Annotated in this window: 10 protein-coding genes and 2 pseudogenes; 5 read left to right on the top strand and 7 right to left on the bottom strand. The window is 48.0% G+C overall.

Features of this window, described 5'->3' with window-relative positions; all coding sequences use genetic code 11:
* Nucleotides 1-875 precede the first annotated feature (875 nt).
* The 5 genes and pseudogenes from MZ182_RS21375 to MZ182_RS14995 form a co-directional block, all read right to left on the bottom strand.
* On the bottom strand, nucleotides 876-2,195 hold the full coding sequence (locus tag MZ182_RS21375) for a methyl-accepting chemotaxis protein (protein WP_262917206.1): 1,320 nt from the start codon (nucleotides 2,193-2,195) through the stop codon (nucleotides 876-878).
* A gap of 50 nt (nucleotides 2,196-2,245) precedes the next feature.
* Nucleotides 2,246-4,789: an EAL domain-containing protein gene (locus tag MZ182_RS15010; RefSeq protein WP_248065738.1), complete on the bottom strand. Its 2,544-nt coding sequence runs from the start codon at nucleotides 4,787-4,789 to the stop codon at nucleotides 2,246-2,248.
* A gap of 139 nt (nucleotides 4,790-4,928) precedes the next feature.
* Nucleotides 4,929-5,669 carry an IS21-like element helper ATPase IstB gene (gene istB, locus MZ182_RS15005; RefSeq protein WP_248065739.1) on the bottom strand — a complete coding sequence of 247 codons (741 nt, stop codon included), beginning with the start codon at nucleotides 5,667-5,669 and terminating at the stop codon, nucleotides 4,929-4,931.
* Between the two features lie 10 nt (nucleotides 5,670-5,679).
* Nucleotides 5,680-7,230 carry an IS21 family transposase gene (gene istA / locus MZ182_RS15000; protein ID WP_248065740.1) on the bottom strand — a complete coding sequence of 517 codons (1,551 nt, stop codon included), beginning with the start codon at nucleotides 7,228-7,230 and terminating at the stop codon, nucleotides 5,680-5,682.
* A 326-nt stretch (nucleotides 7,231-7,556) separates the two neighbouring features.
* Nucleotides 7,557-8,828: pseudogene (locus tag MZ182_RS14995) on the bottom strand (IS4 family transposase).
* A 102-nt stretch (nucleotides 8,829-8,930) separates the two neighbouring features.
* Here MZ182_RS14995 and MZ182_RS14990 point away from each other — a divergent pair.
* From MZ182_RS14990 to MZ182_RS14980, 3 genes and pseudogenes are all read left to right on the top strand, one after another.
* A complete protein-coding gene (locus MZ182_RS14990; RefSeq protein ID WP_248065741.1) occupies nucleotides 8,931-10,511 on the top strand; it encodes a methyl-accepting chemotaxis protein in 1,581 nt (526 codons plus the stop codon).
* Between the two features lie 762 nt (nucleotides 10,512-11,273).
* Nucleotides 11,274-11,777 (top strand): annotated as a pseudogene (locus tag MZ182_RS14985) (transposase); the annotation flags it as partial.
* A gap of 182 nt (nucleotides 11,778-11,959) precedes the next feature.
* Nucleotides 11,960-12,400 (top strand): hypothetical protein, encoded by a 441-nt coding sequence (locus MZ182_RS14980; protein ID WP_248065742.1) that lies wholly within the window; start codon nucleotides 11,960-11,962, stop codon nucleotides 12,398-12,400.
* Between the two features lie 8 nt (nucleotides 12,401-12,408).
* On the opposite strand, the gene istB (MZ182_RS14975) is transcribed toward MZ182_RS14980, so the two are convergent.
* Together istB (MZ182_RS14975) and istA (MZ182_RS14970) are read right to left on the bottom strand one after the other, a co-directional pair.
* Nucleotides 12,409-13,155, bottom strand: a complete 747-nt coding sequence (gene istB, locus MZ182_RS14975) for an IS21-like element helper ATPase IstB (RefSeq protein ID WP_108361577.1) — start codon at nucleotides 13,153-13,155, stop codon at nucleotides 12,409-12,411.
* Between the two features lie 11 nt (nucleotides 13,156-13,166).
* Entirely contained in the window at nucleotides 13,167-14,705 is a 1,539-nt protein-coding gene (istA, locus tag MZ182_RS14970) for an IS21 family transposase (protein WP_108361578.1), read from the bottom strand.
* A gap of 307 nt (nucleotides 14,706-15,012) precedes the next feature.
* Between istA (MZ182_RS14970) and MZ182_RS14965 the strand changes: the two genes are divergently transcribed.
* Together MZ182_RS14965 and MZ182_RS14960 are read left to right on the top strand one after the other, a co-directional pair.
* Nucleotides 15,013-15,555 (top strand): TetR/AcrR family transcriptional regulator, encoded by a 543-nt coding sequence (locus MZ182_RS14965; RefSeq protein ID WP_248065743.1) that lies wholly within the window; start codon nucleotides 15,013-15,015, stop codon nucleotides 15,553-15,555.
* The gene (locus tag MZ182_RS14960) at nucleotides 15,552-16,604 is read left to right on the top strand and encodes an efflux RND transporter periplasmic adaptor subunit (RefSeq protein ID WP_248065744.1); all 1,053 of its coding nucleotides are present in this window, start codon (nucleotides 15,552-15,554) and stop codon (nucleotides 16,602-16,604) included. Before MZ182_RS14965 ends, MZ182_RS14960 begins: the two co-directional genes overlap by 4 nt.
* Nucleotides 16,605-16,610 lie beyond the last annotated feature (6 nt).

Here is a 16,610-nt window from a genome sequence, read left to right as displayed (position 1 = left end):
GCTATCCATGTCTATTTTGAACTACTAACCAGTTTGTATTTGTCAGTCAGTAGTATGCAATCTTGTCAAATGTTATATATGTATTTTCAAATTACTTGGTGTGTTTATTCACGCTTTGCTCGTCCCATAGCTAGGTACTCGCTACCAAAGGTTTGAGATTGATGAATTTTTACGTTAGCGTTGCAGTATTTTAAAAACTCAAAAGGGTTGTCCCTGCTTAAAAGCGTGGTTTTTCCTTTTGATGAAATTGTTAGCAGTAAAGAGGTTCTGATGGACTTAGCTAAGAAATTTTATTTTGCTTGGTGTGATAAAGTAAATGCACGTAAGAAAGAGCTTGAAAATACCTGGAGAAACTCTAAAGCCTATACAAAGACAATTATCCATTCAAACAGCTTTGTGCACCTTATCTGGAGCTAAATATTCTCCATAGATTTCATTCGAGCAAAAATCATGGGTTTTATTTAGGTAAACTGCCTCGCTGATAATGACTATCATGACAGTCAAAAACACACTTAATTTTAGTTCAGTTTTGTAAAGCATAAACTACCTATAAAGACTGGTACAGATAATGCTCTTATTTGGAATACTGTGGTGGCTAGTTAGGTAAATATGAATTCTGATTTATGTTTAGTCAGGTTCTGATGTGCTTTGACATTTATTGAACCTATATCCGGCGCAGCTCGAAAGATTGGGTGGCCATCAGTGATCACTTTCTCCCTTCCTGCCAGAAGAAAAAGGCTAACACTGACGGCCTGAACGCATTCATTGAATTATAAACTAACGCTGTTTTATCTGTTACTTTTTCAAAGATTTTAAGGCTAAATGTTGTCCGTAATCCTACCTCCAAAGAAAGGATAGCACGAGGAATGGAGCGGTTATGGATCTAAGTGATTGGTAAATTGCCCTACAGCACTAACAACCTTCTTAGCCCCATCCTGGATCTCAACCATCACCGAACCCGATTGAGCGGAGAGTTCTAGCGCATGATGAGCCTGCACCTTTCCTTGTTCGATAATCTTTACCGCTTGTTCAGCTAGTTTTTGGTTTTGGAGTACGACATCAATAATCTCTACTGTCGCTTTAGTCGTGCGAGATGCCAGATGGCGGACTTCATCTGCCACCACCGCAAAACCGCGTCCCTGCTCACCCGCTCTTGCTGCTTCAATCGCTGCATTTAATGCCAGCAAATTGGTTTGGTCGGCAATACCACTGATACTTTTGATTATGGTACCTATAATTTGCGATTGTTTATCTAACGCGGCAATACCGGCGGACGCGTCTTCCATTTGCTCAGAAAGCTCCTGCATCACAGTAACCGTTTCCTTTAACACTTCGCTGCCACGAACTGATGCTGCATCGGTATGTTGCGAAATTTCATAAGCAACATCTGCCGCTTGTGCTACTGCTAACTCGCGATCAACTTGTTCGGTAATGACGGTCGCAAATTTCACAATCTTATAGAGCCTTCCATGTGAATCGGATATGGGATTGTAAGACGCTTCAAGCCATACGATATCACCACGGCTGTCCAGACGCTGAAAGCGCTCGGCGACAAATTCTCCTCGGTTTAATTTCGCCCAGAATGACCGATAACGATCAGAGTTATACTCCTGCTCTGTACAAAATAGACGGTGATGTTTACCCACGATCTGTGCCAGACCATAGCCCATAGCGTTGAGAAAACGATTATTGGCGGTAATAACATGACCGTTGAGGTCAAACTCAATCACGGCTGTAGAACGCTGTAATGCTTCAATAAGGTTCTCATGCTCCTTGGATGCTTCAATTGTCCTAGTCAGGTCACTGGCATAGATGGAGACATGCAGAACTTTACCTTTCGTATCTTGTACTGGTTGCAAAATCACTCTTAACCAGGCTTCTTCACCATTACCACGGTACACTTGAGCGGCACCAGCCCAATGCTTACCTTGTTGGAGCGCTTCTTTCATTCGCCGGAAATGATCAGTTTTTTGCGCATAAGGAGGTACAAGCTCAAGCCACGATCTACCCATCAACTGACTACCGCTGTATATCATTTCTTGTTCAAAGTTTGAGTTAACCGCTGTTATGCTTCCTTTTGGGTCCATAATTACGGACAACATTTCACTATCTAAGCTCCTTTGAACTTGCTGCAGAGAAGACAATTCTTCTTGTAGCTGCAGAACTTGTTCCTTTAACTTTTTATTTAAAAACATTTCGAACTCCCGTCGACACAATGCACTTCAATAGCAAATAGTATGAACATTTAGACTGTTTTTGCATTTTGGATCCATTGCTCCAAGTCAATGGAGCTTAGCGGTTTTGATAGTAAGTATCCTTGAGCAACATGGTAACCTTGCCCCTTCAAAATCTGATACTGACCTTCCTCTTCAACACCTTCTGCGACCACCTTTAATTGCAAACTTTCACCAATCCGCAAGACTGCATCGCTCAGAGCACGGCTGGTTGCATCATTTTCTAAATCCAGTACAAAACTTCGGTCTAACTTTAATTCATGGATTGGTAATCTGCGTAAGTAGCTTAAACTCGAATAACCGGTACCGAAATCATCCATTGCCAAGCGTATCCCTTGAGCGTGAACCTCATTGAGCACTTTCATTGTGCTGGGATTTGTGTCGAGTAAAACACTTTCTGTCAGCTCTAATGTTAAATCGCTCGCTTGCAGGTTATGTTGAGTTAGTGTTTGCGTTATCATTCCGCACAAGTCTAAGTTATGGAAATTACTAGGCGACAAATTCACGGAGATTGCAGGAATGTTGATCCCTTTTCTTCTCCAGATCGCCATTTGCTGACAGGCTTCTTTAATAGCCCAGTGGCCCAGAACTCCAATTAACCCGCATTCTTCTGCAAGTGGGATGAAGCGAGCTGGAGATACTGTTCCAAACTTAGGATGTTCCCAGCGAGCCAACGCTTCAACGCCATATAATCTACCTTCAGACATGCTTATTTGAGGTTGAAAGTGTAGTTTTAGTTCGTTATTTTCTATCGCTTCTCGCAAAGCATTTTCGAGCTCCTGGCGCTCTTGAGCCAACTGATTCAGTTCATGACTAAAAAAGCTAAATCGGCCTCGACCAGTGCTCTTCGCCTGATACATGGCCATATCTGCACGATGGATAAGTGAGCCTATGTCATGGCCATCTTGTGGGTATAAACTAATCCCTATGCTGGCAGAAGGTGACAAGGTAGAGCCTCCGATCTTGCAAGGCTGCGAAATATTGAGCTTTATTTCCTCAATAATTTCGGTGACATTACTCACTTCACATCCTGGTAAGACGACGACAAACTCATCACCGGACAAACGACCAACAATGTCGGTTTGTCTACGCTGAAAGCTCAAACGCTCTGCAAATTGTTGGAGTAATGCATCACCGGCGGGATGACCAAGTGAATCATTCACCTGCTTAAACCGATCAATATCTATAAAGAGAACAGCTAAAGTCGTCTTGCTTCGTTTGGCTTCAATAAGCGCATGCTCAGCCTTTGCGTGTAACAAGCTGCGATTTGGAAGCTCCGTTAAACTGTCATAGAACGCTAACTGACGTATATTCTGACGGCTTTCTTCTCGCTCCATCGCCAAAGTGCACAATGGAACGATGGCTTCAACTAATCGCTGATGAAATGCTGATGGTTGGCGCTTCTCTTTGTAATAAAATGCCAGGGTTCCAACACATAACCCTTTGCTGTTTTTAATGGGGGTAGCCCAGCAACTTTTGATGCCTAGAGGAAGAATGTCCGCTCGAAGGTCCATCCATAACGGATCGGTTTCAATATCACTTACTACAACCGTTTCTCCGCGAAACGCCGCCGTGCCGGAGGTTCCTACACACTCGCCTATTGGCATTCCTTCGAGCACGTTTTTATAAGCCTGTTCCAGGCTAGGTGCTGCTAGAGGGTGTAACTTATTTTCATCATCAACCTGAAGCACCGCTGCTATAATTTCAGGAGCTATACGCTCAATTTCTCGACACGCAATTTCCATCAAGTTCTCAAGAGGCTCTTCTCTGGCCATCGCATCGAGAATGCAATGTTGCATAACTTCATGCATTTTCGCGCCTGTGATATCAGAAAGAATACTCACCGTATGCGTCAAGCTATTATGATCATCAAGAATGGGATTGACAGTGATGCTGCTCCAGATCCGCTCGCCACTCTTTACATGTGTCAACTCTTCCGACTTAACGGGCAGCCCATTAAGCAATTTTTCATGCACTTTGGCTATTGAGGTCTGAGATAAATTCGGAGTAAGTAAAGCCGTAGGATGAAGTCCTTCAACCTCTTTTGCCGTGTAGCCGAACACTTTTTCAAATCCAGCGTTTACATAAATAATCTTCCATTGTCCGTCAGTGATAATAATTGCACTGTCCGTTTGGTCTGTCACCAGAGATAAAAGCCGTAACTTTTCTTTTTCGTAATACTGCTGAGTTACGTCTTTAATAAAGGCTGTATAGAGAATTTGCCCCTCGCTCTCTACCTTCGAGATAGACATTGCACCCCAGCGACAACCGCCATCTTTACGGTGAATTGGTACATCTCGACTAGTCCCTACAATTTTGTTAATTCCGGTTGTTCTATTTGCATTGATGTAACTGTCATGTTCTGGTCGGATATGCAGAGGTACCAAAATTTTTACGTCTTCCCCAATCACTTCATCCCTGGAATACCCCCACAACTTTTCAGCAGCTGCGTTGAACAGGACTATACAGTTTTGAGAGTCAATGACGACGACACTGTCTATAGCCTGCTCAAGAGTTTGAATAAATATGTCTGACAGATTACGTGCAATTGGCATTTTATTTCCTTACAAAGCTATCAGTTAAAAACTTTTTTTTGCAAAAAGACCATCATGTGCGTATTTCGGTTTGTCCGGCCAGCTGTTTCGGTATCGTCCGGCCATCTGATCTTTTCTTCGTAACCCCTCACTTTTTAACTTACTTCCGCTGGTTCAGCCAGACTTTTTTCCGTTGCGATTCTCCTGTTAATTCCAGTCGATGGGCGTTGTGGATCAATCGGTCTAACAGCGCATCTGCTACCGTCGGATTTTCCATGAGTCCATACCATTCACTGACCGGTAATTGGCTAACGATCACTGTGCTGCGTTGCTCGTATCTGTCTTCAATCACATCCAGCAGATCGCTGATTTGTTTACCCTTAAATCCTTCTAACCCCCAGTCGTCCAGGATCAATAGGTCCAGCTTTTGCAACTGGCTTAATTGCTTTAAATAACTGCCATCGGCATGCCCCAGTTTCAACGCTTCCATCAGGCGACCCAGTCGGTAGTACCTCACCTTTTTATTCTGTCTGCACGCTTGTTCTCCCAACGCACAGGCCAAATAGGTTTTGCCGCAGCCTGTTGCTCCCGTGATGAGTACGTTTTGGCCGTAGTTCAGGTGATGCCCTTGCAGCAGGGGGGTCAGTTGCTCTGGTCGTATGCCGCGTCGTGCCGGGTATTTCAGCTCCTCCGGACTGGCCCGAAGTCGCAGCCCAGCATCTTTGCGCAGCCTCATCAGGCGGGTGTTGTCGCGTGAGAACTGCTCTTGCTCCACCAATAAGCCCAATCGTTCTTCGAAGCTCAAGCCGTTGTAGTTATGCGGATTTTGCCGTTGCAGCTCCAGAGCTTTGGCCATCGCCGCCATTTTCAGCTGGCGTAATTGTGTCATGATCAGATCCATTATTCTGTCCTTATTGGTAGTGGTGAGGACCACGTAAGTTGGTGTGTATAAGTGCTGGGGCGCTACTTTCGGTGTCAGGTTGAGTTTGATCGAAGCCGTTTTTCAGCAAGTTTTTAATAAAGCCGGTGAACGTCGCCTGTTGTTGCAGTGCCATGCCGCAGGCGCGTTCCAGCCGTTTGCTGCCATAACTTTTTTGCAGGCCAAGCAGTGCCAGACAGGTGCGCTGTGCCAAGACCGGATGAGCTTTACGCTTCTCTATCGCCAGCACCACGCCTAGCGTATCCGGCCCTATTTTCTCTGCCCATTGCCTTAATCGCTCTGGCCCCCATTCCTGATGCGCGGCGTGGGCTGGTGGCAAGTGTGATAACTCCGAGGTTTGACCGAAGGCTTTGCTACTTCGCACATGCTGCGCCACACACTGGCCTTTGTGATGCACCCAGATCATGGTGGCAGTGGCCTGTATTTCCAGCCGCTCACCGCACAAGGCATGCGGTACCGAGTAGTAATGTTTATCGAACTGCAGGTGGTAATCCGGTCCCACTTTGGCCACTTTGTATTCGGTGTATTCATACGGGAATGCAGGCAGCGCTTTGAGCGCAGGCTGGTCAATTTGTTGGAACAAGTCTTTACGGCTTAATCCGTTATAAGCTTTCATTGGCCGCTCGTTTAGCTGGTGATTCAGCAATCGGATCGCCTGATTCAGTGCCTCCAGCGAGTAAAAGATCTGGTGGCGAAGCCGCGCTAATACCCAGCGCTCAACAATCAGCACAGCACCTTCTACTTTGCTTTTATCCTTTGGTTTATAAGGACGCGCAGGCATGACGGTGCATCGGTAATGTCGCGCCAGTGCCTGGTAATCACTGTTGATGGTCGGCTCAAACTTGTCAGCTTTGGCCACAGCAGCCTTGAGATTATCCGGCACCAATAATGTCGGCACACCGCCTAAAAAGCTCAGGCAACGGCTGTTGGCCATCAGCCAGGACTGCTGATCCTGCCCGGCACAGGCTTCGATATAGGTGTAATTGGATGCACCTAAGGTGGCCACGAAGATGGCGGCTTTGCGGATTTCGCCAGTGCGCGGGTCGACAATGGGCACCGTGGGGCCACAGAAATCGATAAAGAGTTTCTCGCCTGCATAATGCTGTTGGCGCATCGAACGGCGCTGCGAGCCTTTCCAGCGGCGATAATGTTCGCAGAATTGGGTATATCCCAGCGCTGCGCGGCCATGTTCAGCTTGGTACTCCTGCCACAATAACTGCTTGGTTAGCTTCGGATCTTTTAACTCCAAATCGATACGTAACCAGTCGGGCAAGACCCGTTTGGTCTGGTAATCACGTCCTGGCAACAGAGCCTGATCAAGGGTATTTAAGGACACCTCTGGGGCGAGAGGCCATGCAAGGTTGAGGTTATTAAAGCGGGCAATTAAATCAGTCACAGTCGAGCGGCCAATGCCCAGGGCAAGGGCAATTTGGCGGTGGGACAGCTGATCGTCAAAACACAGCCGGAACACTTCCAGATAAGTTCTCATATCGGTTCTCATCAATTTCTTTTTGCGTGTCATACAAGCTCCGGCTGACAGGGAAACCCCAGTTATGCCGCAGCACCTGAAACGAAGAAAGAAAAAGATGGCCGGATGATACCGAAACGACTGACCGGATCACACCGAAAGAGGTGGCCGGACGATACCGAAACTACTGGCCGGTTCACACCGAAACAGGTGGCCGGACGATACCGAAATGACTGGCCGGTTCACACCGAAATGAGTGGCCGGACGACCCCGAAATTCGCAATTTGGTTCCTGAGTATCCAGAGGCTTACTACTTAACGGATCTTCGTATCGCGTTTGAGCATGAAAATGATTTTGCTCATACGTATGTCCTTAAGAGCTTAAGCTGCTGATATATTTAGATTAGTTAGCATTTTAAACACCCCGTTTTTTTGATCCCTCTTCAAATTCTGACGCTGGCAACGTTGTGCTAAAAATGCCAATGCTTCATTTATGGCCGTCACTAAATCTGCGCCATGGCTTCTGGCAATATCTAAACAAAAGGGTAAACCACCAGATATGGGCTGATTTTGCACCGGTAAACAGTGAAATCACCCGGTTATACTTTTGTTGTGCCGCGTTGATAAGCCACCGTTTTAAGGTTGCCACAAGCAAGCTTCCCCAGATCAGCGTTTCGACTATTGTTGGATGATATGTGTCGAATTTATTCAAATTATTCATCGACTTCCATTCTTTGAATAGCAGTTCAATCTGCCAGCGGACACGGTAGAGGTCGCCGACAACTTCTGCGGGAAACGGTTGCCGATCAAGGTTGGTGCACACCAAAACATGTCTTTTTTTGTGATCTAATGCGGCAAATGCCACACAACGATAAATTGGACCATCCGGCCAATGCACGTCTAAATCCAACGCACCTGTACCGGGTAATTCTTTTAGCCATGATTTCAGCGGTTTTGCCTGCTGGCTTTTGTTGCAACCGGCCATTGGATTCACGCTGTTGCTCATGCGGATGATGAAAAAAGCGCTGGCGTCTTGCAATTCCTGGACATAAGCCTTTGAAAAATAACCCGCATCTGCCATAAATAAGCAACCAGCTAAGGATGAGGCTGATGGCAAATACTCCCGCTCTGGCGCAATATCTTCGGTCAGGCTTACGCGCTGTGGTTGTCCTTTGAACACATCATAGGTGACATGCAACTCAACCGCAGCAGGGTTGTGTACGTTAAAACGGCCTGGAAAATAGTGCATTAAGTCGCCATGCACCGCGAAACTGGTGCCATCTTGCAAAATAATACGTTCAAAAACGTCTTTATACTTCTCTCGCAGAGTAAGCATATCTGGAAGATGCACAGCCAGTGCTTTTTCAAACACTTCACGCATAAACTCAGGCGCAGCCATTTTAACCAACTGTTTATGAAAAGGTTTTAGCTGTATGTTGGTGAAGTGCATATGATTAAATTGACGGTGGATATCGGTAATAGAATTCGTAGTCCCAGAGCCAAGGGCGCTGACCAACGCCATGCAGAACTTATGCGGCGTGACCTGGCGACGACGTTTCATAAATCCGGTTTTTGCCCAAGCGTATCAAGCTCATCTGGAGAAAAAAGTCGTTCAAAAGCGTTTAAGAATGGGCTATCTTGTTCGTGCTTCATTCGTTTTGCCTGCAAAGGTGATCTTTTTTATTCGCAAAATCAATTAGATCACGAATGAAGCACCTTTTCAAATCCTAAAGATCATACGTAGGTGGACCCAATATGAAACAGAATTTACCGGTCACCGGCGTGGAGCAGCGTTTTTCTGCCCAAGCCAATATTCTATCGACCACTAATCTTGATGGCAAAATCACTTATATTAACAAAGACTTTATTGATATCAGCGGCTTCAGCAAAGAAGAGCTAAAAGGTCAGAACCACCACATTGTCCGCCACCCTGATATGCCACCCGCCGTATTTAAAATGTTTTGGGCTGATTTACGCGCCGAAAAATCCTGGATGGGTATTGTCAAAAATCGCTGTAAAAACGGTGACCATTACTGGGTTGATGCTTATGCAACGCCGATTAAAAAGAATGGCAGAACCGAGGAATATCAATCGGTAAGGCGTAAAGCAAAGCCTGAATTTATTACTCGGGCAGAAGAAGTTTACACCGCCATCCAGGCTGGAAAATCTTTACGCAAGCTGGGCGATTCACTATCGCTGCCCGCCAAAATATTGATTACACTCTTTGCCGGCTTACTATTGCCGGTACTGGTTTATCTCTTAAACTACTCCGCCTTACTCGTACTATTAGCCACAATTTTTAGTACCTTTGTTGTCAGCGCCGCAGTCTTCGTCTTTAGCCAACCTTTACTGCTCGCATTAACGAAACTCAAAACCATTTCTGAAGATAAGGTCGCGCGCTACGTCTACACCGGTCGAAATGATGAAGCCGGGACTTTGTTACTGGCGGTTAAAAAACTTGAGTCTGAGAACGCGGCATTAATTGGCCGCATCAATGATATGTCGTCAACCTTAAGTGAAAATGCCCAAAGTTTAAGTGCTGCCGTAACACAATCTGAAAATGGCACCTTACGTCAGTTTGAACAAACAGAGCAGGTTGCAACGGCAATGGAACAGATGGCCGTGAGTATCCAAAGCGTATCCATCAACGCAGCCGAAACTTCTACCGCCTCTGCTGACGGACTGGCAATTGCCAACTCCGGCAAACAGGTTGTTGATGAAAATGCCAGCACCATTAATGAATTGAAACGTCTCATTCACTCGGCGTCGCAGGTCATCAATAACGTTGCCATAAGCAGCAATGAAATTGAAAAAATCCTCGACGTTATTCTCGCCATTGCCGACCAGACTAATTTGTTGGCGTTAAACGCAGCCATTGAAGCTGCACGAGCAGGTGAGCTTGGCCGGGGCTTCGCGGTTGTTGCCGATGAAGTGCGCTCTTTGGCCAATCGCACCCAAGAATCCACTAAAGAGATCCGCGGCGTCATTGAGCAATTACAAAGTGGTGTCCGACAAGCCGTCAGTGCCATGCGATCCGGTGAAGCGGCAGCGGAACAGAGTGTGGCAAAAAGCCATGCCACGGCGCAGGCTCTGGAAAATATCCTGAATGCGATTAGCACGATTTCCCGCATGAGCGAGCAAATTGCGCGGGCAGTAAATGAACAAACGTCGGTGGTAAACTCGGTCAGTGAAAGCGTGCTTATTATAAAAAGTAATGCGCAGGAAAACCTCGATGCCGTTAAATTAAGCGGAAAGGTTGCCGAAAAGACGGTCAATATCACCAGAAGATTGGATCAGCTAACCAATCAGTTCTGGGCGATACAGCAAGGGATCTAGCCATGCGCACCCTAAACCTGATTTATCGCTCGGAACAGGAGCTGCAGGCATACTTATCCGAGCACAGGCTGACTGAATGTCAGGTTTCAAGACAAAGCCGAGATTCGTTTTTTCGTGAGCGCATGTTGTGAGCGTCCGCAACTCGCTCTTTGCGGTCTAACTTATCGTGACTTGTCACGGTATACTGGACTGCTTTTACTTTACCGAATTTAAGAGATCACAAAAGATCCTTCGCGTGCTTTGTATGCAAAGATTGGCTTTTAACTGCCAGCTCACTTTAATACGTTATGGCCAAATATATTTGGATTAGCGAAGGCGACTTTGTAAGTGAGATCCGTTCGATGCTTTCTTGGGGGCGGTGAAAATGAAGTTCTGGGTTGGCCTTTTTATCTTGCTCACGGGCTAAGGGAACATATGCTCCGGCATCATTACCCCAGTAAACTGGTCCCAGTCTGTAGCGACCCATTAATACTAACCTGATAATGCCGCATAAACAACGAAATGAAGTATCGACATTTCTGAAATGACATCAGCCAGGTATACGTCAAGCACCACGTTAGTTATCCATGTACGACGATAAGAAAACCCTCGTTTGTTGGTCGATTCAATTAAACGTGAAAATGTCATTTTCAGAAGACGACTGCACCATTCAGCGCGGTTTGAAGCCTGTTGTGCATACGGCTCCTGATAACCCGATATCAGGATTCCTCTGCACAAAACTCGTCTATGCTCAATACTCGTGTGCACCAAAGCGAGGTGAGCATGGCGACCGATACCGCACCGATTACCGAGCACGGCGTGGCCACCCTGCCAGAACAGGCATGGGAGCGTGCGCGTCGTCGTGCGGAGATCATTGGGCCGTTGGCGCAGTCGGAGACGGTTGGGCATGAAGCGGCCGACGCGGCAGCCCAGGCATTGGGGCTGTCCCGGCGGCAGGTCTACGTCCTGATCCGCCGTGCCCGGCTAGGTTCGGGGCTGGTCACTGACTTGGCTCTTGGGCAGTCGAGCGGTGGCAAAGGTAAAGGCCGCTTGCCGGAGTCGGTCGAACGAATCATCCGCGAGTTACTGCAAAAGCGCTTCCTGACCAAGCAGAAGCGTAGCTTGGCGGCGTTCCACCGCGAAGTTGTGCGGGCGTGCAAGCTGCAAAAGCTGCGGGTGCCGGCGCGCAACACGGTGGCACTGCGGATCGCCGGCCTCGATCCGCGCGAGGTCACTCACCGCCGGGAAGGACAAGATGCCGCCCGCGACCTGCAAGGTGTTGGTGGTTGCGTATTTCGGGATGATCCGGCCAGCGATTTCGGCATGAGTCGGCCACCCATTTCGGTATCATCCGGCCACTGATTTCGGCTTCATCCGGCCACCTGTTTCGGTATCGTCCGGCCAGTTTGTTCTTCCTTCGTTTTACGGTCTTTGGCATAACAGTTTTTTAACTGTTTGCCGGAGTAGTCATGACACGTAAAAAGAAAATGGTAAGGACAGATATGCAAACTTATCTGGATATATTCCGTCTTAAATTTGAGGCCAAGTTAAGTGACAGGCAAATCTCTCAGGCGCTAAATATTGGCCGGGCAACCATCAGTGATTTGGTTATCCGCTTTAACAATTTAGGCCTCAGTTGGCCGCTGGCAGCCGACTATCCGCTTGATAGTCTCGACAAACAGTTATTTCCTGGCCGTGATTACAGTACGCAGCGGGTCTTGCCGTCGTGGGTGCAGGTACATCTTGAGCTGCGCAGAAAAGGCGTCACCAAACTGCTGTTATGGCAGGAGTATCAGGCAGAGCACGGCAGTAAAGCGCTTGGCTACACGCAGTACTGTGTGCGTATTTCGGTGAATCCGATCAGCGATTCCGGAGTTATCCGATCACCTGCTAACCGTTCTTTTTCTTGATGGTATTTTTACGCTAAGTGATCGGATTGGTCTAGTTTTCTCATCGACTCTCCTGTTAATTCAATTCGGTGGCTGTTGTGGAGTAAACGGTCCAGCAGTGCATCTGCAATGGTGGGACTTGGAATGAGTTTGTACCATTCGCTGGTCGGTATTTGACTTGCAATGATGGTGCTTGATTGTTGATAACGCATTTCCATCACATCAAGTAGGTCATTTGCCTGGCGTGCCGTCAGTGTTTCCATGCCCCAGTCGTCCAGGATCAGTAGTTTGCGTTTAGCCAGTGTACTGAGTTGCTGACGGTATGACCCGTCAGCGCGTCCGATATTGAGCTCGTCCAACAACTCACCAAGACGGTAGTAACGGGTGCTATGATGCTGATCACACGCTTGTGTGGCCAGTGCGCAGGCAAGGTAGGTTTTTCCGCAGCCCGTAGCGCCTGTCAGGATAATGTTTTGATTGTGGTGCAGATACTGACCACTGAGTAAGGCGGCAATTTTGTCTTTACGTAGTCCTCGATTGGCTCGGTAATCGATATGACTGGCGCGAGCATCAATACGTAATTTCGCCTGGCGTGATAACTTTTGTACCTTCGTGTTATCCCGGCAGAGCAGTTCATGCGTGGCAAGCAAGCTTAACCGCTCTTCGAAGCTCATGTCGCTGTATGTCGCAATTTGTGCTTGTTGTTGCTGCAATGCCTGACTGAAGTGACCAAGCCGCAACGCCCGCAATTGCTCGTGTAATGTCGATAGACTCATGTTGGTTTTCCTTATTGGTAGTAATGTTGGCCGCGGATATTGTGGTGCGTCAGTGGTGGTTGCTCATCAACAACACCAGCGAGGGAGCCGTGTTCTTTGTTGTTCACCAGCAAATTGGTAATCACTTTTAAGTACGGCTGCTCCAGTAGCAGCGCCTGTTGGCTCGCAGCTTCCAGCCGCTCATTACTATATTTTTTGGCCAGACTCAGAATGGCCAGACAGCTTTTTACCGCCTGCTCCGGATGCTGACGACGCTCCAGCTGGAAGGTGATCACAGCCCTGACACCACGACCAATGTTGTCAGCCCAACCCATTAACCGTTCAGCGCTCCAGCGCTGTTTGATATGAGCGTCAGGCATATGCTCTTTGACGGTGGTAAAACCGCCGTCGTGATGTTTTCTTGGATGCTGAGCAACCACTTTGCCCTGGTAATACACGCAGATGATTTGTGCCGTCGCTTCAATCGTCACGGTGTGACTCACCAGATGATGCGGCACCGAGTAGGCATGTTTGGCATACAGCACATGATAATCAGGCCCGACACGGGCATGTTTGCTGTCGATGTACTCATAGGGATAAAGCGGTAAAGGCATCAGTGCGGGTTTATCAAACCGGACATAGAGTTCATGGCGAGAGCCAGGATGAACACGCTGCTGACGGTGATTCAGCTCTTGCAGCAGTTCACGGATCCGCAGGTTTAAACTGCTCAGCGTGTAAAAATGTTCATGCCGTAATCGCATCAGGATCCAACGCTCCACAATGAGAACCGCGTTTTCAGCCTTTGATTTGTCCTTAGGTTTATATGGCCTGGCGGGCATGACTGCCGTGCCGTAGTGACGTGCCATGCGGGCATAGTTTTCATTGAGAACCGGCATGTAACGATGGGTTTTGCTGACCGCTGAGCGCAGATTATCCGGCACCAGTAAACGCGGAATACCACCAAAGAACGCGAAGGCACGGGCATGCGCCATGATCCAATCTTCAAGCTGCTGGGAGCGTCCGGCTTCAACATAGGTGTAATTCGATGCACCTAAGGTGGCAACAAAGATTTGGGCGTGATACCGGATCTCACCGGTGTCAGGGTTAAGGATGGCTACGGTTGGACCACAATAATCGATAAACAGTTTGTCACCGGCAATATGCAGTTGCCGCATGCTGCGTTTGAGGCTTTTAACCCAGGTTTGATAATGCTCACAAAACTGTGTGTAGCCATAGGCCGTGGCGGTATCGAGGTCACGATATTCCTGCCATAACAGCAGCTTGGTCATCCCTTTACGTTTGAGTTCCTGATGCATCAAAGCAAAATCTGGCTGACGTTTGTGCCTGGACGAGTTTTTGCCTTTATAAACCGCTTTTTCTAACTCGGTCTCGCTGGTTTCACCAAGCAATGGCCAGCTTAAACCGCTGGTCGCAAAGCGTGACAAGATCTCGCTGACAGTGGCGGGACCCACAGAGCAGCATTTACTGATGTCTCTTAAGCTAAGGCCAGCATCAAAGCGAAGCCTGAGAATGTCTTTAATTTTGCTCATATCTGTTCTCTTTCTAGCCATGGTCCGCTTTTCCTAAATGCATTAAAGTTAGGATGAGCTTACCAGTTGATTTGGTTAGAAAAAGAACGGCATTTCGGCATTCCGATCAGTGATTCCGGCATTCCGAACAGCGATTTCGGAAAATGGCTAAAAGTGATCGGATAAAACCGAAACAGGCGATCGGATTAAACCGAAATGGGTGATCGGATTGGACCGAAATGAGTGTTCGGATTCAGCCGAAACATGCAATAATAATTTACTGCACCAACCGGTCGGTATTTTTGTGGCTACGGCGGCTTCGATCCGGCCTCGGCACGGGAACTTATCCTTGAATAAAAAATCTCAACTGACTAACAGTCAAATCATTCAGGCCGCACTCAGTGTTGCCGCTGAAAAAGGCGCCGGTAAAGTGACGCTGGATGCGGTTGCCAAAGTCGCTGGTGTCAGTAAAGGTGGTTTGATTTATCACTTCCCCAGTAAAGAGGCGTTAATTAGTGCCATGGTGCAACAGTTGATAGAGGAAGCTGAGTGCCAGCGTAGCTTGCAAGAGCGCACAGAAAGCTCGACCTTGGCAGCGGTATTGCAAAACCGCGCTCACTTTACCCGGCAGATTGCCGGCAATACCGCAATGGCGATTCTGGCGGCGGCGGCTGAGCAGCCAGCTTTGTTACAGCCGGTGAAGCAACACAATAAGGATGTGCTGCAGCAAATTCAGGCTGAACATGGCAATGCATTGCAGGCAACCTTGCTGTTACTGGCCAGTGAAGCCCTGATTTATCACGATTTATTGAATTTATCCCCTTTTACCGCAGCAGAGCGCAGCGCGCTGGAACAACAATTAGTGCAACAGGCACGGGAGCTACAAGCATGAAGATGGCAATTAAATCGCCCTGGTGGGTTGTGAGTATCGTTATTGGTTTAACTGCCTGCTCAGAAGCACCGCCACCGGCCGCAGTGGCGGTACCGACAGTGAAGCTCTATACCGTGAATGGCGAAGAGCAGGCCAATAGCCGGCATTTTGTCGGCCGTATAGATGCGGTCAGTACAGTGGATCTGGCGTTTCAGGTCGGTGGCCGGGTAACCGAATTATCGGTGCAGCAAGGACAAGTCGTTCCTGCCGGAGAATTACTGGCCGCATTGGACCCGGCAGACTATCAATTGGCCGTCGAGCAGGCTGAAGTGCAGTTGGCGCAGGCCAGTCGAGATCTGGAACGTGGCAAGCCGTTGCGTGAACAGGGAGTTTTAACCCCGTCTGCCTTTGATCAGCTGCAAACCAATTTTGAAATTGCCCGGGTTGCGTTGGAAAATGCCCGCCTTAATCTGGACTACACCCAACTTAAAGCGCCCTTTGATGCGCTGGTTACCCGCCGGCTGGTCGAGCGTTTTGCCACTGTTGCTGCCGGTACGCCATTGTTACGGGTGCAAAATATTTCCGAATTGCGTGTACATATTAACGTGCCGGAACAGATTATGCGCCAGGTCAGGGATACCAGTGACTATCTGGTTTCAGTGCGGTTATCAGAAGCTGCCAGCGAACGCTATCCTCTGGCTTACCGTGAACATGCCACTGAAGTTGATCCCTTAACTCAGACTTATCAGGTCTCGTTTGCGATGCCACGTTTGCCGGATGTCAATTTATTGCCCGGTATGACGGTTAATGTGGTGACCGAAAAGGTCGCGACTGACAGTACTGTTCTTATTCCCGTCTCGGCACTGGATACCGCGACACCGGAACAATTTTATGTCTGGCGCTATCTGCCTGATAGCCAAACCGTGCAGCGCATTGCCGTACAGGTTGGCACGGTGCGTGAGCAACAGATTGAAGTGCTCAGTGGCTTGAATCGTGGCGAGCAGGTGGTTTCGGCCGGGATTTATCAGTTACAGCCCGGGCAGCAGGTGCAGCCCTTTGTGGCCTACTAAGGAGCC

The organism is Shewanella sp. JNE2 (assembly GCF_023159115.1).
Lineage (GTDB): Bacteria > Pseudomonadota > Gammaproteobacteria > Enterobacterales > Shewanellaceae > Shewanella > Shewanella putrefaciens.
The sequence above is the reverse complement of the archived record's forward strand: the minus strand, read 5'-3'. Positions and strand labels throughout refer to the sequence as shown.